This window comes from Oleiharenicola lentus (genome assembly GCF_051660365.1).
Taxonomy (GTDB): Bacteria; Verrucomicrobiota; Verrucomicrobiia; order Opitutales; family Opitutaceae; genus Lacunisphaera; species Lacunisphaera lenta_A.
The window spans coordinates 1,725,141-1,746,076 of sequence record NZ_JBOZXB010000001.1 but is presented as its reverse complement, the minus strand read 5'-3'; the positions used below and the strand labels follow the sequence as shown (position 1 = coordinate 1,746,076).

Annotated in this window: 17 protein-coding genes; 11 read left to right on the top strand and 6 right to left on the bottom strand. The window is 60.0% G+C overall.

Features of this window, described 5'->3' with window-relative positions:
• Nucleotides 1-36 precede the first annotated feature (36 nt).
• The 5 genes from ACRRQW_RS06405 to ACRRQW_RS06385 all read right to left on the bottom strand — a co-directional run bounded on the left by ACRRQW_RS06405 (nt 37) and on the right by ACRRQW_RS06385 (nt 4,254).
• Complete coding sequence (locus ACRRQW_RS06405; RefSeq protein ID WP_438480439.1) at nt 37-564, bottom strand: FKBP-type peptidyl-prolyl cis-trans isomerase; 528 nt, start codon at nt 562-564, stop codon at nt 37-39.
• An 80-nt stretch (nt 565-644) separates the two neighbouring features.
• The gene (locus ACRRQW_RS06400; RefSeq protein ID WP_438480438.1) at nt 645-1,082 is read right to left on the bottom strand and encodes a YybH family protein; all 438 of its coding nucleotides are present in this window, start codon (nt 1,080-1,082) and stop codon (nt 645-647) included.
• Nucleotides 1,083-1,102: 20 nt separating this feature from the next.
• Nucleotides 1,103-2,431: an amidohydrolase gene (locus tag ACRRQW_RS06395; RefSeq protein ID WP_438480437.1), complete on the bottom strand. Its 1,329-nt coding sequence runs from the start codon at nt 2,429-2,431 to the stop codon at nt 1,103-1,105.
• Complete coding sequence (locus tag ACRRQW_RS06390) at nt 2,428-3,564, bottom strand: peptidylprolyl isomerase (protein WP_438480436.1); 1,137 nt, start codon at nt 3,562-3,564, stop codon at nt 2,428-2,430. Before ACRRQW_RS06390 ends, ACRRQW_RS06395 begins: the two co-directional genes overlap by 4 nt.
• A 366-nt stretch (nt 3,565-3,930) precedes the next feature.
• A complete protein-coding gene (locus tag ACRRQW_RS06385; protein ID WP_438480435.1) occupies nt 3,931-4,254 on the bottom strand; it encodes a pyrimidine/purine nucleoside phosphorylase in 324 nt (107 codons plus the stop codon).
• A gap of 381 nt (nt 4,255-4,635) precedes the next feature.
• Here ACRRQW_RS06385 and ACRRQW_RS06380 point away from each other — a divergent pair, with 381 nt between their 5' ends.
• The 6 genes from ACRRQW_RS06380 to ACRRQW_RS06355 all read left to right on the top strand — a co-directional run bounded on the left by ACRRQW_RS06380 (nt 4,636) and on the right by ACRRQW_RS06355 (nt 11,495).
• Nucleotides 4,636-5,763 carry a sensor histidine kinase gene (locus ACRRQW_RS06380; RefSeq protein WP_438480434.1) on the top strand — a complete coding sequence of 376 codons (1,128 nt, stop codon included), beginning with the start codon at nt 4,636-4,638 and terminating at the stop codon, nt 5,761-5,763.
• Complete coding sequence (locus tag ACRRQW_RS06375) at nt 5,760-6,548, top strand: LytR/AlgR family response regulator transcription factor (RefSeq protein ID WP_438480433.1); 789 nt, start codon at nt 5,760-5,762, stop codon at nt 6,546-6,548. Before ACRRQW_RS06380 ends, ACRRQW_RS06375 begins: the two co-directional genes overlap by 4 nt.
• A gap of 103 nt (nt 6,549-6,651) precedes the next feature.
• A complete protein-coding gene (locus ACRRQW_RS06370; RefSeq protein WP_438480432.1) occupies nt 6,652-7,173 on the top strand; it encodes a hypothetical protein in 522 nt (173 codons plus the stop codon).
• Between the two features lie 232 nt (nt 7,174-7,405).
• Entirely contained in the window at nt 7,406-8,134 is a 729-nt protein-coding gene (locus tag ACRRQW_RS06365; protein WP_438480431.1) for a hypothetical protein, read from the top strand.
• A gap of 114 nt (nt 8,135-8,248) precedes the next feature.
• A complete protein-coding gene (locus tag ACRRQW_RS06360) occupies nt 8,249-10,954 on the top strand; it encodes a TonB-dependent receptor domain-containing protein (protein ID WP_438480430.1) in 2,706 nt (901 codons plus the stop codon).
• Between the two features lie 124 nt (nt 10,955-11,078).
• The gene (locus ACRRQW_RS06355) at nt 11,079-11,495 is read left to right on the top strand and encodes a hypothetical protein (RefSeq protein WP_438480429.1); all 417 of its coding nucleotides are present in this window, start codon (nt 11,079-11,081) and stop codon (nt 11,493-11,495) included.
• A gap of 27 nt (nt 11,496-11,522) precedes the next feature.
• On the opposite strand, the gene ACRRQW_RS06350 is transcribed toward ACRRQW_RS06355, so the two are convergent.
• Nucleotides 11,523-12,737: a sialidase family protein gene (locus ACRRQW_RS06350; protein WP_438480428.1), complete on the bottom strand. Its 1,215-nt coding sequence runs from the start codon at nt 12,735-12,737 to the stop codon at nt 11,523-11,525.
• Nucleotides 12,738-12,940: 203 nt separating this feature from the next.
• On the opposite strand from ACRRQW_RS06350, the gene ACRRQW_RS06345 reads away from it, so the two are divergent.
• The 5 genes from ACRRQW_RS06345 to ACRRQW_RS06325 all read left to right on the top strand — a co-directional run bounded on the left by ACRRQW_RS06345 (nt 12,941) and on the right by ACRRQW_RS06325 (nt 20,933).
• Nucleotides 12,941-14,053, top strand: coding sequence for a substrate-binding domain-containing protein (locus ACRRQW_RS06345; protein ID WP_438480427.1), 1,113 nt, complete (start codon nt 12,941-12,943; stop codon nt 14,051-14,053).
• 95 nt (nt 14,054-14,148) lie between these two features.
• Nucleotides 14,149-15,363 carry a sialidase family protein gene (locus ACRRQW_RS06340; protein WP_438480426.1) on the top strand — a complete coding sequence of 405 codons (1,215 nt, stop codon included), beginning with the start codon at nt 14,149-14,151 and terminating at the stop codon, nt 15,361-15,363.
• An 83-nt stretch (nt 15,364-15,446) separates the two neighbouring features.
• On the top strand, nt 15,447-16,502 hold the full coding sequence (locus ACRRQW_RS06335) for a hypothetical protein (protein ID WP_438480425.1): 1,056 nt from the start codon (nt 15,447-15,449) through the stop codon (nt 16,500-16,502).
• The gene (locus tag ACRRQW_RS06330) at nt 16,499-17,770 is read left to right on the top strand and encodes an MFS transporter (RefSeq protein WP_438480424.1); all 1,272 of its coding nucleotides are present in this window, start codon (nt 16,499-16,501) and stop codon (nt 17,768-17,770) included. Before ACRRQW_RS06335 ends, ACRRQW_RS06330 begins: the two co-directional genes overlap by 4 nt.
• Before the next feature lie 157 nt (nt 17,771-17,927).
• Nucleotides 17,928-20,933, top strand: coding sequence for a TonB-dependent receptor plug domain-containing protein (locus ACRRQW_RS06325; protein WP_438480423.1), 3,006 nt, complete (start codon nt 17,928-17,930; stop codon nt 20,931-20,933).
• Nucleotides 20,934-20,936: the final 3 nt, after the last annotated feature.

Below are 20,936 nucleotides of genomic sequence, written 5' to 3'. Positions count from 1 at the left end.
AGTTGATGGCGCGCCCTGAAGTCGCGCCACCTTCGCTCAGCGCCGGATTTCCAATAATTCGACTTCGAACACCATGGTCGCTTTGCCGGGGATCGGGCCTTTGCCGGACTCGCCGTAACCGAGCCACCACGGAATGATGAGCGTGCGTTTTTCGCCCTGTTTCATCGTGGCGAAGGCTTCGTCCCAGCCTTTGATGACGGCGCCGGTGCCGACGCGGAACGTGTAAGGCCGGCCGCGATCATGTGAACTGTCGAACTTGGTGCCGTCGAGCAAACGGCCTTCGTAATGCACCACGACTTCGTCGCCGACGCGCGGGGTCGGGCCGGTGCCGGGATTGCTGACGAGATAGCGCAGTCCTGACTCGGCCGTGTGCGCAGTGTGATAGCGCGTGCGGAGAATCGCGGCGTCTTCCGTGGTGAGCTGCGGGTTTTCCATGACCTGCCGCATGTATTTATTCGCGGGCTGGTCGGTGGGGCTGTGCCGGCGAAAAATGCCCGTGCGCGCCTGCCACGCGATGAGTCCGAGCACGACGCCGAGAATGAGAAGGATGCCGAATTGACGCATACGAGGTGGCCTTCACTGCATCCGGCCCGCTGCGAAAGGGAAGGCAATTTGCCGGATATTCGCGCGCGTAATTGGCGCGATTACTTCTCAGCGCTCGACGTGTGATCGCTGGTGACGCGCCAGCCTTCCGCCGTCTTCTTCATCGTGAGCGTGAAAAGGCCCCACGGCTTGTCGTTGGCGCGCGTGAGTTCCCATTTGCCAAACACGAGCGCGGTGTCCGGCGCGAGCAGCGTCACCTCGTGCAAAGCGAAGGTGAGCGTGCCCATCGCGGTTTTGTCGGGATAACCTTTGAGGTATTTGTCGCGCGTGGCTGTCCAGCCGTGCGTGATCGTGCCGCCCGACGCGAAGCGCAGTTCGTCCGATTTCCAATAACCTTCCATGAACGCGGGAATGTCGCCGCGGTTCCACGCGTCTTGTTGCTTCGACAACACCGCGCGAACTTCCGCTGCGTCATTGGTCGCGGCGGTGAGTTGAAGACTAAAAGTGAACAAAACAACGAAGAGCGCGAAGCGTTTCATGGCGGGGTGGAGCGCGGTGGCTATTTTTTCGCGAGCAGGTCGAGCACGCAGGCGACGGCGGCGGTGACGCCGGTTTTGATCGTGGGCTCGGGGAGCGGCGCAAATTTACTCGAGTGCAGCGACGGCAACGGCGTGCCATTTTTCACCGATTCCGCGTAGAGCTTCGGATCAACGGCGCCGAGGCGGAACATCGTCGCGGGGACTTTTTCCCTCGTCGTGCTGTAGAGGCTGAAATCCTCGCCGCCCATCTCGGGGTCGATGTTGCGGACGTTGTCCGCGCCGATCCAGCTGGCGATCGTGTTCTTGGTGCGACGGGTGAGCTCGGGGTTGTTGTAAGTCGCGGGGGTAAACTGACCGCCCGCGAGTTCGACGACGGGCATGAGCTCTTCCGGCACGCCGGCAGCGATCGCTTCGCCGCGGCAGATGCGTTTGATCGTGGCGATGGTGCGCTGGCGGACTTCCTCCGTGTAGGAGCGGAGCGTGAGCTGTAGTTTCACTTCGTTGGGGATGATGTTGTGCTTCGTGCCGCCGTGAATGGAGCCGACGGTGACGACGGCGGGATCGAGCGGGCGCGTCTCGCGACTGACGACAGTTTGCAGCGTCGTGACGATGCGCGCGGCGAGCACGATGGGATCGATCGTGGTGTGCGGGTAAGCTCCGTGGCCGCCGCGGCCCCGCACGGTGATGTCCATCGAATCGACGTTGGCCCACGCGGCGCCTTCGATGAAACCCACGGTGCCGGCGGGCAGCGTAGCGCTGTCGTGCGCGGCGAGGACGAAGTCCGGTTTCGGGAATTTCGCGTAGAGGCCGTCGGCGAGCATCGCGCGGGCGCCTGCGCCGACTTCTTCGGCGGGCTGGCCGATAAATACGAGCGTGCCGCTCCACTGATCTTTCAGTGCGGCGAGCGCGCGCGCGGTGCCGGTGAACACCGTCATGTGGATGTCGTGGCCGCACCCGTGCATGGTCGCGACCTCGCTGCCGGAGAGATCTTTCACCCGCGTTTTGCTGGCGTAAGGCAGGCCGGTCTCCTCGAGAATCGGCAGTCCGTCGAGATCAGTGCGGTAATAGAGCACGGGGCCGGGACCGTTTTTCAACACGCCGACGATGCCGTGGCCGCCGACTTTTTCGGTGACCTCAAAGCCAACGCTACGGAGTTCGGCGGCGATTTTCGCCGCAGTTTTTTCCTCCATCAACGAAAGCTCGGGCGAGCGATGGAGATCCGTGTAAAGTGATTCCAGGTGCGCGTAGTCCGAGTCGATTTTTTTCACGACGCTGTCGCGCAGCGGATTCGCGGCGAGTTGCGAAGCGGCGAGCAGGCTGGCGGTCAGGAGGAGCGGGGAGAATTTCATTTGGGTTCGAGAATGGAGATGAGGGTGTCGACGACGGCGTCGGTCTGGAGTTTGAGGCGCTGGGCGGGCAACGGGGGTTTGTCGGCAGGGGCGGCGGCTTTTTGTTTTTCAAATGCGGCGTCGCCTTCGGCGCGGGTGGCGGCGAGGAATTTCTCCTTCACGTCGTGAAAGGCTGCGCCTTCGCCGAGGTCGGCGCGGCGGGCCTTTTTGCCGAAGAAGGCGGCGGTGGATTTGTCGCCGATCCAGACGCGCCAGTCGTCTTCGTCGGCGAAATACACGGCGAGCGCGCCTTGGTTCGCGGTGCCCAGTTGGGTGGCGAGCGCTTTCATGAAAGCACCGGCGACGGCATCTTGCTCGGCGGTCGGCGATTTGCTGAACAGCCGAGCGACAATGCGCACGCCGGTCGTGCGCTCGAAGTTGGCGAGCTTGTAGTTGAAATTCGCGGCGCGCGGAGGTTGCAGCGGAATCAACAGATCGGGATCGTCGAAGTGCGCCGTGGGACCGGGATCTTTTTCGCCGACGTATTTCGGCGCCTTGGCTGAGAGCGCTTTGAAAGTGGTTTCGTCGGCCTTGAACGCCTTCGCCGCCGCGCCGACGCGGAGGATTTTTACCGAGAACGCGTCGTTGGCTTTGATTTTCGGGAGCACGTCGACCCCGCGCACGGTGCGACCGAAAACGCTGTGCAGGTAGTTCAGGCGCGTGCAGTCGCCGAGGGTGACGAAGAATTCCGCGCTGTTTGTGTCAGGGCCGCCGTTGGCCATCGAGAGCGTGCCGATCTCGTGGTGATTGAGGCCGGGTGCAAATTCGTCGGAAAAACTGTAGCCCGGCTCGCTTTCTTCGGGTGCTTTCGGATTCCCGCTCTGGATGACGAAGCCCGGCACGACGCGATACCATTTCAACCCCGTGTAGTAAGGCTGGGTGCTGTCGCCGGATTTCGGCCCGATCGTGCCTTCAGTGAGGCCGACGAAATTCGCGACGGTCAGCGGCACCTTTTGATAAAATAATTCCGCGGTGAACACACCGTGCGGCGTCGTGAATTCCGCGTAGAGCCCGTTAGGCAGTTTATCTTTCGCTGCAAAAAGCGAACTGGTCAGCGCCAGCATCGCGAGCAAAGCAATCTTCCATAAACGCATGGGGCCGAAGATAGCCCTACGTAGTAGTCGCGCGAGCTTGTTTGCGACCAGATGCAGTCTGTTTAGCTCTCATCAAGCCAGTGACCGCAGCCGGCCGTCATTGGCATCTTCGAGGGTGGCCAATACGCCACAAGACTTCCGGCGACGTAAGTATGAATGACACCATCGTTGTTCTGAATTGCAGAAACGAGAGCCGCTGTGACGCGATTTAACGTATCGATTAAATCGAGGGGTGAGACCAGCTTACTAGTTGCGGCTATGCCGCGCGAATTTGCCAGAAGTATGGCACTGCATCCTGAGAAACTGCGTGGCGTGAGCTGTCGTGTTACCATCTTATCCAGCGTGCAGGCACACTGATTATCGGCGTTACAAAAACGAGCAGATGTATTCGGCGATGCCGGATTTTACTTCGATCGTGAAACCGCTGTTGCCGGCTACGTCGAAATGGGTGCCGGCGGCGTAGTCTTTCTTCTCGGTTTGACCGTCGAGGGTCACGGTGCTCGCACCGGCGACGATTTCCATGCGCTCGGGGGCGCCGGTGCCGAAGTGGTAGCTGCCGGGATAGATCAGCCCGAGGGTTTTCTTGGCGCCATCGGGCATCAGCACGGTGTGGCTGATGACTTTGCCGTCGAAGTAAACGTTGGCCTTGGTATGGACGGTGACTCCGGAGAATTGGGTGGGAAGAGACATGGTTCAAATATTCGTGCCGCGCTGAATTAATGAGTCAACGCACGGGCGCGGACATGACAGGATTTGTGGGTCGGTCTAATTCTCCGGAAAACTACGAATGAACACGAAGTGACACGAACTCGAAGAAGGGGGCATTTTAGTTGGACGCAGATTATTCGGGACGTTTTTTTATTCGGGTGTCTTCGAGTTCATTCGTGGTTAAACCAAATTGTTGGCGTAAAACCCGATCGATCAGGCTGCGTTGATAAAATCGACCAACGAGACTCAGCGTGCGATCAACGGCGCGAATCTGCGGTGAATGCGTCTTTTTTGGCTGTCGTGAGGGTTGCGTGCGACGGTCGGGCGCTTGCGTTTGCTCAGGCGGGAGGCTTAACCGTCCGCATGCCAGAAAACCGCCGGCTTGCCTGGCGCTTCCTGTTCGGGGTGTGGAGCGCGTTGGGCTTATTGCTCATCTTGCAGTCGTATGTCGCGACGGCCGGGGACGGTCGCGATTTCACTTTTACCCAACACGTGATGACGGTGGCGTCGCAGTTTTACCGGGCGTGGATTTGGGCGGGGCTGACGCCGGTGATTTTCTGGCTGCGTCGGGAGTTGAACCGCCGGCACTCGAATCTCGTCGTGGTGATCGCGCTGCATTTTCTCGCGGCCGTGACGTGCTTCGCCATGGGCAACGTCGTGCGCATCTGGATTATCGAAATCACCTTCGGCTATTGGGAGCTGCGGTTCTATGCGTTGAGCGCCGTTTATACCCAGCTGGGTGCCTACAGCTTGATCGATTTCTATATTTATTGGGCGATTTTGCTCGTGGCGTATGTGACTGATGTGAACTGGCAGCGTCGCCAGACCGAACTCCGCGAAGAGCAGCTGCGCACCCAACTCTCGCAGGCCGAACTCGCCGCGCTCAAGCAGCAGGTGCAGCCGCATTTTCTGTTTAACTCGCTCAACGCGATCGCGTCGCTCGTGCGCGAAGGTCAGCCGACCAAATCCATCGAGGCGCTCGCGAAGCTCTCGTCGTTGCTGCGGCAACTTATGAACTACTCCGGGCGGCCAGAGATCGAGTTGTGGCGCGAGTATGACTACGCGCAATGTTACCTTGCGGTGGAGCAGGTGCGTTTCGAGGAGCGACTCGTGACGAAATTCGACGCGGACGAAGAATGCCTGCAGGCGCTCGTGCCGACGTTGATCCTGCAACCGCTCGTGGAAAACGCCGTGAAGCACGGCATCGCGCAGCGTCGCAACCCCGGTCGCGTCACGGTGACGGCGCGGCGCCTCGGCGACCGCCTCCAATTACAAGTCGCGAACGATCCGGCCGAGGGCGGCCGGCACGCCAGCGAAGCCGAAAACCACGGCATCGGCCTCAGTTCCACGCGCACGCGCTTGGAGCTGACGTATGGCCAGCACCAAAAACTCGAAGCCGTGCTCAACGGCCCCGCAGGCTCGATCATCACGATCGAAATTCCGCTGCGTTTCCCCGAAGCCGCAGAGAAAGTTGAACCGATTTCCCCATGAACCGCATAAAAACCCTCATCATTGACGATGAAAAACCTGCGCGCCGGGCGCTGCGCGGTTTGCTCGCGAAAGATCCTGAAATTGAAGTCGTCGGTGAAGCGATGGACGGCGAAGAGGCGCTGGAACTCATCCGTGCGCTCCAGCCGCAGCTGCTGTTTCTCGATGTGCAGATGCCGATGATGACGGGATTGGAGATGATCGAGCGCCTGCCTGCCACCGCGCGGCCCGCAGTCGTCTTTGTCACGGCTTACGACCAGCACGCGCTCACGGCGTTTAATCATCACGCGGTCGATTATCTCGTGAAACCGTTTAGCGATTCGCGTTTCGATGCCGCGGTGGAGCGGGCGAAACAACGCTTGCGCAGCGGCGCGCTCGCCGCGACGGAGCAGACCTTACGCACGTTGCTCGCGCACCTCCAGCAAAACGGCGGCGTCGGCGCGCCCGTGACGCCGGTAAACGAACACGCGCGCATTGTCGTGAAGGCGGACGGCCAGCTGCATTTCATCAACCAGCGCGACATCCGCTGGGTCGAAGGGCAGGGCGACTTCGCCAAAATCCACCTCAAGGATAACCACCGCTTGCTCGTGCGCATGACGATGACGCGTTTCGAGTCGTCGCTCGATCCCGCGCAGTTTGTGCGCATCCACAAATCCACCATCGTGAATCTCGCGAGCGTGCGTCGCGTCGTGCCGATGATGGCGCGCAGTCGCGGCATGGAACTCGACGACGGCGCGCAACTCCCTATCGGCCCAAGCTACCGCTCGGTGCTGGATCGGCTGAAGTGATGCGAAACTCTTTCGATGAACCATGTTGGCCGCAAAAACCGCCGTGCTGATCGATAGCAGGTTGCGAACAAGGACTTCGAAAAACTAACCCATAATTGTGAACATGACTGCCACGGCCACGGAATCGGCTTTCCGCCCAGAGAATCAAGGCGCGCGCCCAGCGATCGTCGCCGCTGGGCTACTTTGCGGCGTGCTGGATATTTGTGCTGCATTTACTCACGCCTACTTCGCCAGCGGCGCGACGCCCGGCCGGATTCTGCAGGCTGTCGCGAGCGGATTGTTGGGCAAACAAAGCTTCGAACTCGGCGCGGCGTCGATGGCGTTTGGCCTCGCGCTCCACTTCGCCGTGGCGTTTTCGTGGGCGGTGATTTTTTACGCGCTAAGCCGGAAGCTTTCCGTGCTCACGCGACGCGCGGTGGTCAGTGGAATAATTTACGGAGCGGTCGTGTATGGGCTGATGAATTCGGCCGTGCTCCCGTTCGCGTCGTGGTTCCGCAGTTTTTATCTGCATACGCCCGTGGTGTTCGCGCCGAAATTCCCGTGGCCGCAGTTGCTGATTCACATCACCTGCGTGGGTCTGCCGATTGCGTTGATGGTGAAAAAGTATTCGCGCGCAGCTGGCTGAGACACGAATTGCACCAATTGAAGGAATTTGTGTAGTTGGTGAAATTCGTGGCTCGGAATTCTGTGCGAGGCTCATCCGCGATTCGTTTCGCCCGACTTTGAAACCGATCTGACCGACGGCGTTATGACGCCGCTGCGAACTAACGCGCAGTTGAGTGATCTCGTCGCGGCAATCGCATCGCTTCGTCGAAAACTAAAAACTTTGGAGCAGCCGGTGCGATTCTCGAAGGAGCATGTGGTTGCGTGGACTACTCCTTGGATTGGGTTTTGCGCTGGCGTTCGTTTCGCTGCGGGCGAACGAGCGCGCGGCCGCGTTTCAAGCGCAGGCGCTGCTGGGCTCCGGGGTTTGGTCGGAGGTCGTGAAGATCAAAAACACGCGCCCGAACGCCGCTTTTCCCGCGGTGGTGTATGCGCTCGTGTTTGAACTCGAGGGCCGGCTCTGGTTATACGCCGCGAACACGGGCACCGAAAGTCTTTCACTTCAGCGCGGCCGGCTCGCGCAGGACAAGGCGAACTATGGCCCGCTGTTGCGTGAAATTAGTAGAGGCTTCGAGCGCTACACGATTGTCGAGCCCCGCGAGTCCGACGACATCGAGCCCCTGCGCCCCTTGCCGCACGGATGTTTTATTCAGTCGATCGCGTATCTACGGCGATTGACCGGGGCCGGGGTCGATTTAGGTGAAGCGCGGTTGCTGGCGTATTATGTTACCAGTGGTGCCGGGCAACGCGGTCACACCGTGCTTTATTTCGAGCGAGACGGTCGGCGTTATTATTTCGATCCTGAAATCCCGGCGACCGCGCGACCGATTCCCGACGATGTGGCGACGCGCGCCATCGACATCGCGCGCGCGACGGTGCCGAAAAGCGGCTTTGCGCTGCCGGATCGCGCCGTATTTTTTCCGCTGAAAGTGCCGGTGACGGGCGCCGTCCACAAAGCGATCGCCCGACCATCTTTGGAGTGAGCGTCGGTGTTGGTGGCAAAAAATGCGGCGTTGACCGCGAGAACCGTGGGCTAAATCGACGGCGCGTTGTGTTGCGAATGTGTGGTGCAAAAACCGGCGCGTTAACACCACACCATGAACACACCACACAACCCTGTGCGGCAGGCCGGAGCGCGTGCGATCGCGTTTACCGTCTTGTCGCTACTCGCGGCCAACGCCGCTTTGGCTCAGACCAATGCCCCCACTTCCGCGCCGGCGGAGCAAACGGTGAGCCTCGAAAAATTCGAGGTCACCGGCTCCCGCATCAAGCGCATCGATTCCGAAGGCCCGCAACCGATCGTGCAAATCACGCGCGAGGAACTCGACCTCTCTGGCTACACGTCGGTCGGTGATGCGATTCGCAATCTGCCGTTCAACACCGGCGGCTCCATCGACCCGCAGCGCACGAGCACGTTTGCCAGTTCGGCGCGCACGCTGAATCTGCGCGGCCTCGGTTCGCAAAACACGCTCGTGTTAATCAACGGTCGCCGCGCCGCGCCATTCGGTCTCCCGGGCAACAACGGGTTCAACGCCGTGTTCGATCTCAATTCACTCCCGCCGGCGGCAATCAATTCGCTTGAAGTGCTTAAGGATGGCGCGTCGGCGATCTACGGTTCCGACGCGGTGTCGGGCGTGATCAACATCAAGTTGCGCGAAAATTACTCGGGTTTCACGACGACCACGACGCTCGGCAACACGACCGACAGCGATTCGTTCTACAAACAATTCACGGTGGTCACTGGTGCGTCCACGGCGAAGACGAGCCTCGTGTTCGCGGCGGACTACGCGCATCGCAATGCGCTGAAGTTGAGCGACCGGGATTTCTCCGCGACCGCCGACTTGCGTTATTACGGGGGTGTAAACGCACGCTCCAGCCTCACGTATCCCGGCCGCGTGACGGTGCCCGGTCTCGGCACGGTCACCTATTCCGCGCCGACCGCCACGCCGACTGCGGCAGCCGCGGTGACTTACAATGCCGCGTTGCATGCGTATAATTTCAACGAGGTCACCGACCTTATGCCGCTCAACGAAACCTACGGCTTCTACGTGCGCGGCAAACACGAACTGACCGACAAAGTCTATGCGTTCACCGAGCTCTCGTGGCATCGTAACGACGGGCTCAGTATCGCGGCGGCGGCGCCGATCTCAGGCGGTTCGGAGCAAGGCACTTCGCCGGCGGGACAGTTGATTTTCCCGGCGACAAATCCGTTCAACCCATTCGGCGTCGACATCAGCGGCAACAACCTGGTGTTCCGCCTCGTCGAACTCGGGGGCCGCACGACGCATAATGTTTCCGACACGCCGCGCATGCTCGTGGGTCTCGGCGGCACGTTGTTCAGCGATTGGACGTGGGAAGCGTCGGCGATGACTTCGCACAGTGATGTCAGCACGACCAACACCAACCAGGCGCTCGATCGCCAGGTGCAAGCGGCGCTCAGCGGTGTGCGCGGCCCGCAATCCGGCCGCACGCTGTATTTGAATCCCTTCGGACCGAACGATCCCGAGCTCATTAATTTTCTGCGGGCTAATTTCAACCGCAGCGACAGACAACGCATGCGCCTTTACGACGCGACGGCGGGAGGCTCGGTCTTTGCTTTGCCCGCTGGCGACGTGGGCGTGGCGGTCGGCATTGAAAGTCGTGACGAAAAACTTTCACAGTTTCGCTCGGCCGATGAACAGGCCGGCCAGATCATCGGCGGCAGTGAAGGCCAGAACACACAGGGTGATCGCAAAGTGCAATCGGCCTACGCCGAAGTGCGTGTGCCTATTGTGAAAGGCACGGAGATTCAAGTCGCCGGCCGTTTCGAAAATTACAGCGACTTCGGCGAGACCGCGAAACCGAAGATCGGCGTGAGCACGAAAGTGCTGCCGTGGCTGTTGTTGCGCGGTTCGTTTTCGAAAGCGTTCAAGGCGCCCGATCTGCCGCAGCTTTTTAACGGCGGCACGGTATCGTTCAGCTCGGGCAGCGTGGTTGACCCGCGCCGGCCGGCGGATGCGCCGCGGCAACTGCGGATTGTCACCATCGGCAATTCCACCCTCACACCGGAAACGACCGACGTGTATTACGGCGGCTTCCTGTTTGAGCCGCAGAAAAACGGCGCGCTCGGTTTCCTCCACGGCTTCACGTTCGCCGTCGATTACTTCCAATTTGAAGGCACCAACGTCATCGCGAACTTTGGCGCAGGCGTCATCCTGAACAATGAGCTCGCCAGCCCGATCTTCGGCAACCGCGTGATTCGCGCCGCGCAAACTCCGGCCGATATCGCCGCCGGTTTGCCGGGTTCGCTGCTTTTCGTAAACGACAGTTTTCAAAACACCGCGCGCCAGAGCTACCGTGGCTGGGATTTTAGCGCGCGTTATGAATGGAAAACCGCGTCGTTCGGTCGCTTCTTCGCGAGCGCGACGATGACTTACCTCAACGAATTGTCTTTCGACACGTTTGAAAGCGTGGGGACATTCGCCACGCCGCGCGTGCGTGGAAATCTTTCCCTCAGCTGGAAGAAAGACGCGTTGAGCGCGTCCGTGTTCGCAAACTACATCGGCGCTTACGACGACATCGGCGTGGCGTCCACGGCGCTCGGCGGCAACGGCCTGTTGAACGAGATCGAAGATCTCTGGCTCTTCAACCCGCAGGTCACGTATCGGCTGTCGGAGCGCTATGCGTTTACGCTCGGTGCGAACAACGTCCTCGATACGGATCCGCCCCGCGCCTACACCTCGACCACTTCGACCGGCTACGACAACCTCACGCACTCCGGCGAAGGCCGCTTCGTGTTCGTGAAAGTGACGCTGGATTTCTGATGCTGACGTAAATAGCGCCGATTGGCCCAAGCCCGCTCGCGAGAGCGGGCTTTCTTTTTGAATGCGTTGGGCGCAGCGATGCAGGATTGGCGGCCGGAAAAAAAGTGTCAGCGTCACGGCGCTCATGAAAATTATTATTCGCAACTGCCTCGCCTTGCTCGCCGGACTCGTGCTCGGTGTTGTGGCAATTTCCGTATCGCAGATGGTTAGTATGAAACTGCATCCTGCGCCGGCGGGATTCGATCCCAACAATCAGGAGATGATGAAGGCCTACATCGCCGCGTTGCCCGCCAGTGCATTTATCGGCGTGTTGATTGGTTACCTGATCGGATTTATCGCCGCCGTGTATGTGGCCACGCGGTTTTCGCTGACGTCGCATTTCCGCCAAGGCGTGTTGGTGGCCGCATTTTTTGGCGCAGCGAGTTTGATGAACCTCCGCGCGTTTCCGCATCCGTGGTGGTTCTGGCTGGGGAACGTGCTCGCGCTCTTCGCCGCGGTCTGGTTCGGCGTCCGCTGGGGCACGCCGAAGACTAAGGTATGAACCCGCTCGGTGCTGATTTGTTGGCTGTTACGGGCTAGGCTTGGTGCCGATAAAATCTTCTTCACGGAAGCGCATGGTGTTTCCAGTGGTGTGATGGACGGTGACCCAAATTTCACCCGGACGGCGTTCGATGGCGGAAGGATAAGCCACGCGTTTCGAATCGTGGGCGATGATCACGGGTGCCGACCACGATTTACCGTCGTCTTCGGAAAAGGCTAACGAGAGTTCATCGCGATACCAACTCGCGGGCTTCGCGGAGGTGCCTTTGCCGGAGCGGCGCGGGTAGTCGGGCTGGCCGGCCGGATGGAGTTGATTCCAGAGCAGCATCAACCGGCCGCTTTTTAAGCGCAAAAGATACCCGGGAGAACTGCTCGCGGCAATCGAGGTCGGCGCGGCGGGCGACCAAGTCAGGCCGGAATCCGCGGAGAATGATTCGTAGAATTTATCGAGATTCGTGCGGATCAACATCCAGAGTCGGCCATCACGCAGCGCCACGAGGGTGGGTTCGAGCAACCCGTCGTGGATGCCCGCGCCACCGACATCGAGCGTGCTCTTGCCCGGCAACCAAGTTTTGCCGTCGTCGCGCGAAATCACGGTGGTGATCACGCTGCGGTTTTTGTTTCCGACGCGGAGTTGCATCGGCACGACGACGGTGCCGTCGGCGGCTTCGGTAATTTTGATCAGGCTGAGGCAGTAGGGAGAAACCGATTCGAGGAGCGTCGAAATTTCCTGACGATCCGTCCACGTTTTGCCGCCGTCTTCGCTGCGGATCATCCACACGTCTGCGCGCATGTCGGATTTCGGCTCACCAGTTGCGCGATCCCAACTCAGTTTGCGGGTCTTGGGGTCGCCATAAACGAGGATGAGCGTTCCCTTGCTCGTGCGAAGCGTGCGCCCGTCGATCGGGCGGCCGGTGGCGACTTTTTTGGGGTGGAGTGGCGTGCCTTTCGTGAACGTTTTGCCGTCGTTGTTCGAGAGCTTCACGCGATTTTCGTCGATGGTGAGAAGCCTGCCGTTGGCGGTCACCAGCGCGGACCACGGGAGTTGCAACGGCAGGATTTCCACCTTGGGGTGCACCGTGAGTGAAAGCGCGGCGGGCTTGCTTGGAGTGACCGGAGCGTCCTCTGGTTCGGCCGCGTAGATTGCCAAAGGCGAGTGAGCGAAGACGCACGTGAGGGAAAAAAGCAGACGGCGAGCGAAGCGCGTCCATGCCGGCGAAAAGAAGCGGGGGAGTAAGGACATATTTTTGAGGTGAACAAACGTGAGTGGCGCGGCGGTGCCGCAAGGGGTGCCGGTCAGGCTGATTTTCGGAAGCGAGTCGCCGAGGATTATTCCGTGGTTTCTTTCGGAGACCGGCTTAGTCAACTTGGTCCCGACGCGCGGGGCCGATACGAGTTGCGCAACTCTTGCAACCATCCCCAGGGCTGCCGCGTCATCTTCCCCTCATGACTTCGTCTCTCGGTAATTTTTCTACACTACCCCACCAAGTCGCCGCGGCGTTGCGCGCGGAAATTGACCGGGGTGCGTGGCCCGAATGGTTGCCGGGTGAGCGTCCTTTGACCGAGTCGCTGCGGGTCAGCCGGAAGACGCTGCGCAAGGCGCTCGCGCAACTCCAGCACGAGGGAGTCATCGTGGCGAAGCAGGGTCTCGGTCATCGTGTGGTGACGCCGTCGGCCCGACCGAAAATGCCGGCCGCGAATGTTTCCGTGGGATTGTTGACTCCGGAGTCGATCGAAAATCTCCGCCCCTACACCGCGTTGTGGGTGGATGAGTTGCGCGCGCTGCTGTTTGAAAGCGGCATCCGCCTCGCGATTTTTTCCGGCCACCGTTTTTTTAATGCGAAACCGGAAAGCGCGCTACGCCAGCTCGTGCGCCAGAATCTGCAATCCGCCTGGGTGTTGGCGCACACCAATCATCCGATCCAACGTTGGTTTCACGAGCAGCGGATTCCCAGTGTGATCGCCGGCTCGTGTCACCTCGGGCAGGAAATTCCCAGTGTGGACAAAGATAATTTTGCCTGCTGCCGGCATGCCGCCGGCGCGTTGCTTCGCGCGGGACACACCCGACTGGCTTACCTGACGCGACAGTCGCAGCGCGCGGGAGATATTGAGAGTGAGTCGGGATTTATCGATGGCGTGAAACGTTCGACGAACCACGTGCCCGACCCGATCATCGCCCGGCACGATGGCACGGTGGCCGGCGTCAATCGGGCGCTCGCGCGGTTGTTCAAAAGCGCGGTCCCGCCCACGGGAATTCTCGTGGCCAACCCGGTTTATTATCTCAGCGCGATTACGTTTCTAGCGCAGCGAGGGTTGCGTGTGCCGCAGGATATCTCGCTCGTGTCGCGCGATGACGACTCCTTCCTCGGCTACCTCAGTCCGGAGCCGGCGCGCTACACCTTGAACGCGAAAGTTCATGCCAAGCGCATTTTTACTCCGCTCAAGTCGCTGCTCCGAGGCGAGCCGGTGGCAAACCCCGTGCATCGTATCGAGCCAACCTTCATTTCCGGTGCTTCCATTGCCTCACCCGGAGGAAATGCACTGCGCGGCGCACTTTGATTTCGTGTTGTCACGCTGGCCTCCGAGGTAGACCAGTGCGCGGCGATTGAAATGTGGCCCCGCCTCAGTCGAATCCGGATTCCCCTCCACCCCTTATGAAGCATTTGATTCTGCTGTCAGCGTTCTTGGTTTTTGCTCCTGCTTTTTTTGCTCAGGAATTGGTCCCTTCCGGGCCGGGCAAACGCGCGCAACTCCCGTTTCCTCCGACGGTCGATCTGTCGGCTGACACAGCGCGGCAGGTTGTCGTCGCGCAAGGTGATGACGAGATCTACCAAGGCCATCCAACGACCTTGCTGATGCCGAATGGAAAAACGGTTTTTTGCGTGTGGTCGATCGACCACGGCGGGGCGTGCGGGCCACTCAAGCGAAGCGACGATGGCGGGCGCACGTGGAGCGAACTCCTGCCAGTGCCGGCGAGTTGGAAAGCGGTGAAAAATTGCCCGACAATCTGGCGGCTGACGGATCCGGCCGGCGTATCGCGGCTCGTCGTATATGCCGGCCAGGGCGCTGATGGTAAAATGCAGCGGAGTGTTTCCCTCGACGAAGGGAAGACGTGGTCGGAAATGGAGAGCATCGGTTTGGAATGCGTGATGCCTTTCTGCACCATCGTGCCGATCGACGGTGGGAAAAAACTGTTGGGCCTGACCAATATTCGTCGACCGGGAGAAACGAAGGATCCGCGCACCAATATCATCGTTCAAAGTATTTCCTCCGACGGCGGCCTGACGTGGGCGCCTTGGCAGGTGGTTCTCGATTTGCCTGACCTTAAACCGTGTGAGCCGTGGATGGTGCGTTCTCCCGATGGCCGGCAGTTGCTCGCGCTGATCCGCGAGAACACCAAACGTGAAGCGCTCTACCTCACGAGCGACGACGAAGGGCTCACGTGGTCAAAAGAGCGCAAGTTGCCGCCTGGACTTTATGGGGATCGGCACGTGGCGCGCTATGCATCGGACGGGCGTTTGGTGGTGGCGATGCGCGATACCGGCAAGGCTTACGGCAGTCCCACGGGCACGCATTTTATCGCGTGGGTCGGACGTTACGAAGATATCGTGAACGGTCGCGACGGCGACTATCGGGTCAAACTGCTGCACAGCTTCAAGGGCACGGACAACGGTTATCCCGGCCTCGAGTTTTTGCCGGATGGCACCTTCCTTGCCACGACCTACATCAAGTATCGCGAAGGCTCGGAAAAAAATTCCGTGGTCAGCACGCGCTTCACGTTGGACGAAACTGATCGGCTGATTGCGAGCCAGCAACCAAAGTCTAAATCTGGAAAAGCGGCGTTGAAGAAATCGGATAAACGTCCCTGAAGATTTTGATCAACGCTGCAGACCGCCTTTATTCGTTCGGCCGGATCGTCGGCGGCATCTCACTGGGCGTATGCCTCATGAGCATGAGCGTTCTCCAGGCCGCTGCGGCCGACCAAGAAATTATCTGGAGACAGTGGAAAGATATTCCCAATGCGGATGGTTTGAAGGGCATGTATGCTGGAACCAGCCGCGGCCACGTGATCCTCGCGGGTGGTTCGAATTTTCCCGGTGGTCGGAGCGCGGGCCGGATTAAACAATTCCACGATGAGATTTTTGTTTGCGATCTCACGGTGGAGGGAAGGCCTTGGCGCATGACGGGCGGCAAACTGCCAATGGCGTCCGGTGAAGGAGCGGCGGTTTCGACCTCGTTCGGTATCGTCGGCGTGGGCGGACGGAATGCCCAGGGGAGCCTGAGGGAAGTTTTCCTGCTCTCGTGGAATCGTGAAAGCAGTGACGTCGAGCGCACTGCGCTGCCCGATTTGCCCGAGGCGGTCGCGACGCCTGCGATCGCGGTGATCGACGATATGCTTTATGTGGCCGGCGGTGAAGGCGCGAAAGGCGCGGTCGCGGGGTTCTGGCGATTGGATGTGGCGCGTGCGTTGAAAGATCCGGCGCGCAGCGTGTGGGAGGCGTTGCCGGTTTGGATGAATGATGACGTTGCCGGCAATTCGGGTTTGTATGGCGCGATGCTCGTGGCCGTGAAAGAAAACGGGCGCTCGCGACTTTTGCTCGCAGGTGGATTAGCGGGATCGCCACGCAGTCAGGCTGACTATCTTAGAAATGTTTATTGTTTCGATCCCGCCACGCGTCTTTGGGCAAAACGTTCGCCGATGCCACGCGGTGCCGTGCTCGGAGCGGGATTGACGATCAAAGACGGAACACACGTCGTGGTGCTCGGCGGCTCAGACGGACACGACTTTGCCCGACTCAAAGAATTGGGAGAACGCTATCGGATTCCGGCTGATGTGCTGTGGTATGATGTCGCTCGAGACACGTGGAGCCAGCGCCAGTCCATGCCGCTCGGTTTGGTTGGCGCGTCCGTGATCGAGCTTGGAAAATCGTGGCTGGTGGCGGGCGGCGAATATTCACCGGGACTGCGCACGGCCCAGGTTTACGAAATGGAGATTCTCGCACCATGAAACGTTTTGCTTGGTTGCTGGATGAACGCTGGCGGGTGGTGTGGTTTCTCACGCTTGCTGCGGCGTTAAATTTTGGTGACCGGTCGGCGATGTCCGTCGTGTTGCCGGCGTTGCAGCAGGATTTCGGCATTACGAATGTGCTGCTTGGTCTGCTCGGCTCGGTGTTTCTCTGGAGCTATGCAATCGGTTCGCCCCTGGCGGGCAATCTCGCCGACCGGTTCTCACGGTCGAAAATGGTGATCGGGAGCCTGATCGCGTGGAGCACAGTCACTGCGCTCATGGGATTGGCGGCGGGGTATCCGATGTTGCTCGTCTTGCGGATCGCGCTCGGCGTCACGGAGTGTCTTTTCCTGCCGGCGGCGGTGGCGTTGATTGCTTCGTATCACGGCCCGGAAACGCGCGCGCGGGCGATGAGCTTTATCCAGATTGGGGCCAATTCAGGCATGGTAGTCGGCGGAAGTGTGGCCGGTTATTTTGCCGATCATTATGGGTGGCGCGTGGGTTTTTTTGTGCTCGGCGGAGCCGGCATCGCGCTGGCTTTGTTCTCGCGCACTTTGCTCCCGGCATCGGCGCCGCGATCCGCCACCAGTGCGCGGCCGGCGAGTTTTACGGATGCGGTTAACTATATTCTGCGCGTGCCGTCTTTTTATGTGCTGTTGGGCGAGTCGATGCTCTCGGGCGTGGGCATGTGGATTTTCTTCACGTGGCTGCCGCTGTATTTCCGTGAGACCTTCAGTATGCCGATGTCTGCTGCGGGATTCGCAGGGACGATCATGTTGCAGATGTGGTTGGTGGTTGGAGTGCTGGCGGGTGGCTGGCTTTCAGATCGGGTGGCAGCGCATGCCCCGCACCGGCGAATGCTGCTTTACGCGTGCTGCTATTTGTTGGGCGCGCCGTGTCTGCTGCTTTTTCTCGGGCAACCCAGCTTCACGGTGGTCGCGGTCGGCGTTTCGGTTTTCTCGTTCATGCGCGGACTCGCAAACGCCAACGACAATCCGACGCAGTGTGAAATCGTGCCGCCGGAGTATCGTTCGACAGGAGTGGGTCTCATGAATGCCGTGGCGACTGCAGCAGGCGGTTGCGGCGTGTTGATGGCGGGCATCTTGAAACGCGAAGTGGGGCTCGGCGGTATTTTTGCGGGAATCTCCCTCTGTTTCTTCGCGGCTTCGGCGCTGCTTTTTGTGGGCTACCATTTTTTCCTGCGCAAGGATATAGCCCGGGCCCAAGCGCGTGCCGTGGCGATGCGGGACACGGTTTCCGTCGGATAATTTTTTATCCTTCGCCGTCCGCGCTTCATGGTCTCCACGGGAAACCAGTCAAAATTTCTGGGCACCGGGGCGAACCTGCAAAGCATCGCGCCGTCCTTCACCCCTCGTGCTCGTCCGTTTTAACGCGACGAACCAAGCTTCCCCCAAGTCGAACTCCATGATCTCGAACCCCGGCCGTTCCCGCCTCCGTTTATTCCTGCACACTGTCACGGTGGCTGCATTGGTTTTTGGTCTTCCCGCGCTTCACGCACAGACCACCACGCCCACTCCGCAACCACCCGCTAACTCGACGGGCACCAAACCGGTGGCTCCACTTGATCCGACTCTGGAGTTAAGTCCGTTCGTGGTGAAAGCGGATCCGGATGACAGTTATGGAGCGCTGAATTCAAATTCGATTACCAACTTCAACGCCGAGCTGGGAAAGATGCCGATCTCCGCGGATGTCTTCACGAGTGCGTTCATGGAAGATACCAATAGCGCGACGCTTGAACAAATGCTCAGCACTTACGCGGCGGGCGCGGGCATCGGCTCGGCGGGTGGCGATGTGAGCGGCAGTCCCGTGAACAAGCCCATGGATCGTGGTGGTGGTGACAGCGTCTCGGCTGGCATCCAACTGCGCGGCCTCGGTGCGGCGGTGGTGAAGCAGGACGGGTTTATGCTGCCCTCCGCTGCGGGCACGGGACTGAACAGCAATTTCGGTATCGAGCGCGTCGAGGTGATTAACGGCCCGCAATCGCTCCTCTATGGCAATGGTGGTGGCGGTGGCGTCATCAACATGATCGCCAAGCAGGCACGACTGGGGCGGCGTGCCGAGGGATCGTTGAAACTGCAAATCGACGAATACGGGCACTACCTCGGGCAATTCGACTACACTACGGGCACGCGAAAAGTGGCCTTTGCGGTTTCCCTGATGAAGCGCGAACTTGGTGACGACCGTAAATGGATCGGCGGGCCGCTCGAAGGTGCTTACTTGCAAATGGCGTTCAAACCTTTCGCCAACACCTTGGTCCGTGCGACGGTCAAGCAGACGCAGTTCAACCGCTTTCTCCAGGCGAACCTCACCTTGAATGCCGGCAGCACAGCGATCGATGCGCGCCACGGCCTGAATCTTTTTTTGTTGTTGGCCACCGATCAGATCGAGAAAGCCACTTCGGGTCCGAGCGGGGCCGGCGTGATCGCCAACGGCTACCTGAATTGGGAAAATTATAATTCTTACGCGGGAGCGTTTCGCGAAGAAGTCACCCGGGCCCGCTTGGCGTCGGTGACGACGGAAACAACCTGGAAACGCTGGCTCGCGACGCAACTTTCGCTGGGCTACCAAGACAAGGATAGTCGGATGAGTTTCGGCAGTGGCGCGACGTTCTGGTCGCCGAATGCCAGCAGTAATCCGATTCCCGGCGAATGGACGATGGGTGCCGGCGGCACGGGTGGCTCGGCGTGGGCCAACCAGCCATCGGATTCCCGATCACTTCGTTTCTCGGTGGTGCTCACGAACGATTTGTTCGGCGGCCGCGGGCGCAGCCAAACGATCACCGGCGTCGATTACACGAAGGGAAATTACGCCAACGAGAATTACGCGTATTACCAGGCAGACGCGAATTACGACCTGGTGCGTAACGCCGCGGGCAATCGCATCCGGATGGCTCTGCCGAATCCGACGTGGATCGTCACGAATGGCCCGGTCAAATATCCGTTCTTTCCCGTCGCGACGCAGAAAATCACTTACCGCGGCGTCAACTACGCCGGCGACGTGATGAACGTCACCGACCCCGCGTTGGTGTCGCCGCAGAATCCCCAAGGCGTCACCGGCGACGATCTTTTCACTCATAGTCGTTCGATTAGTTCGGGTGTCTTTGCGGTTAATTTCACCCAATGGAATGACGGGCGTCTCACCACGCTCGCGGGCGTTCGTTACGGTCGCAGTGACAGCCGCCAACTGGCGGGCGACGCCGTGCCTGAGATCAATGCCCAGGCTTCTCGCGTGAATTTCTCCGTGGGCGCGAACTACGCGTTGAATTCCTGGCTGCGTCCTTACGTGACGCTTTCTGACACGAATAACATTCCTGCAATTCTCCTCACGGTGCCGACGGATCCTTTGGAAAATCCCGCCGGCATCGCGCACTCGGTGGGCTACGAAGTGGGCCTCAAAATCGGCGACGAACGCGGTCGTGTTTCCGGCTCGCTGGCGGCTTACGTGGTCGATTCCACGAACGAGCCTTACAACATCAGCACCAGCGTCCGCGACAGCATCAATCCCTCCGGCATCAACGGGCGTTTCCGCGCCGCGGCGGGCACGGTTATTTCCGTGGATCGCCGCTCGGAAGGGTTGCAACTGGCAGTCACGGCCCGCCCGGTGTCGAACTGGCGCTCACGTCTTTCAGCGGCGTTTATCAAAGGCACCATCAACAGTAACACGAGCTACGCGCCGCAATACAACGATGCCTTCAACGCGAACGCCGCCGGCCAGGTCACTTACGCCAACGGCACGATTGTCTACGTGCGCCCGACTTATCTGGCGACTCCGGGCACGGTGGCTAACGCCGGCTACATCCCGCTCACGATCGCCGCGTTGAGTGACCCGACGAATGTTTACTACGCGAATCCTGATCCGGAATCCGGCCTGTTGCGCGCCTCGAACGGTCGCACGATTCTGCTCTACATCCACCCGGCTAACGGGGCGATTCGCACGGGCGTCGCTGGGCGGCCCATTTCTGAAATGCAGATTCGAGGGGTGACGCCGCCTGACCAGATCGTCACCTCGCGCGCCGGAGATCGCACCACAGGTTATCCTGAGATCAGTCTGAGTTTCACCAACACTTACTCGTTTCGTGAAGGCAAACTCAAGGGCCTGCGCGTCGGCGGCACGGCGAGTCTCGCGTGGCGCAACGCCGATTACTATTACTACGCCAACGGTTACGCGCCCAACCGCGAACGGGAACTTTACGTCCGTCCCAATAAGGCGTTGTTCGAGCTAATGCTGGGCTACGAGCGCAAGCTCACGCGTAAACTCACGTGGTCGACGCAGATCAACGTCACGAATATTTTCGACGACTACGACATCCTGCTGCGCCCGAATACGCTCACCGGCTACAACGGCACGCCGTCGGCGGTTTATAGCAACCAGCCGCGTGAAGTCACGTGGAGCAACACCCTGAAATTCTGAGTG

What these genes read in the sequence shown, in the direction of transcription:
- ACRRQW_RS06325 (WP_438480423.1), top strand. Translation starts at nt 17,928, where the DNA reads ATGATCTCGAACCCCGGCCGTTCCCGCCTCCGTTTATTCCTGCACACT.
- ACRRQW_RS06380 (WP_438480434.1), top strand. Translation starts at nt 4,636, where the DNA reads ATGCCAGAAAACCGCCGGCTTGCCTGGCGCTTCCTGTTCGGGGTGTGG.
- ACRRQW_RS06400 (WP_438480438.1), bottom strand. Translation starts at nt 1,082, where the DNA reads ATGAAACGCTTCGCGCTCTTCGTTGTTTTGTTCACTTTTAGTCTTCAA.
- ACRRQW_RS06335 (WP_438480425.1), top strand. Translation starts at nt 15,447, where the DNA reads ATGAGCGTTCTCCAGGCCGCTGCGGCCGACCAAGAAATTATCTGGAGA.
- ACRRQW_RS06340 (WP_438480426.1), top strand. Translation starts at nt 14,149, where the DNA reads ATGAAGCATTTGATTCTGCTGTCAGCGTTCTTGGTTTTTGCTCCTGCT.
- ACRRQW_RS06355 (WP_438480429.1), top strand. Translation starts at nt 11,079, where the DNA reads ATGAAAATTATTATTCGCAACTGCCTCGCCTTGCTCGCCGGACTCGTG.
- ACRRQW_RS06360 (WP_438480430.1), top strand. Translation starts at nt 8,249, where the DNA reads ATGAACACACCACACAACCCTGTGCGGCAGGCCGGAGCGCGTGCGATC.
- ACRRQW_RS06370 (WP_438480432.1), top strand. Translation starts at nt 6,652, where the DNA reads ATGACTGCCACGGCCACGGAATCGGCTTTCCGCCCAGAGAATCAAGGC.
- ACRRQW_RS06385 (WP_438480435.1), bottom strand. Translation starts at nt 4,254, where the DNA reads ATGTCTCTTCCCACCCAATTCTCCGGAGTCACCGTCCATACCAAGGCC.
- ACRRQW_RS06345 (WP_438480427.1), top strand. Translation starts at nt 12,941, where the DNA reads ATGACTTCGTCTCTCGGTAATTTTTCTACACTACCCCACCAAGTCGCC.
- ACRRQW_RS06405 (WP_438480439.1), bottom strand. Translation starts at nt 564, where the DNA reads ATGCGTCAATTCGGCATCCTTCTCATTCTCGGCGTCGTGCTCGGACTC.
- ACRRQW_RS06395 (WP_438480437.1), bottom strand. Translation starts at nt 2,431, where the DNA reads ATGAAATTCTCCCCGCTCCTCCTGACCGCCAGCCTGCTCGCCGCTTCG.
- ACRRQW_RS06365 (WP_438480431.1), top strand. Translation starts at nt 7,406, where the DNA reads ATGTGGTTGCGTGGACTACTCCTTGGATTGGGTTTTGCGCTGGCGTTC.
- ACRRQW_RS06330 (WP_438480424.1), top strand. Translation starts at nt 16,499, where the DNA reads ATGAAACGTTTTGCTTGGTTGCTGGATGAACGCTGGCGGGTGGTGTGG.
- ACRRQW_RS06375 (WP_438480433.1), top strand. Translation starts at nt 5,760, where the DNA reads ATGAACCGCATAAAAACCCTCATCATTGACGATGAAAAACCTGCGCGC.
- ACRRQW_RS06350 (WP_438480428.1), bottom strand. Translation starts at nt 12,737, where the DNA reads ATGTCCTTACTCCCCCGCTTCTTTTCGCCGGCATGGACGCGCTTCGCT.
- ACRRQW_RS06390 (WP_438480436.1), bottom strand. Translation starts at nt 3,564, where the DNA reads ATGCGTTTATGGAAGATTGCTTTGCTCGCGATGCTGGCGCTGACCAGT.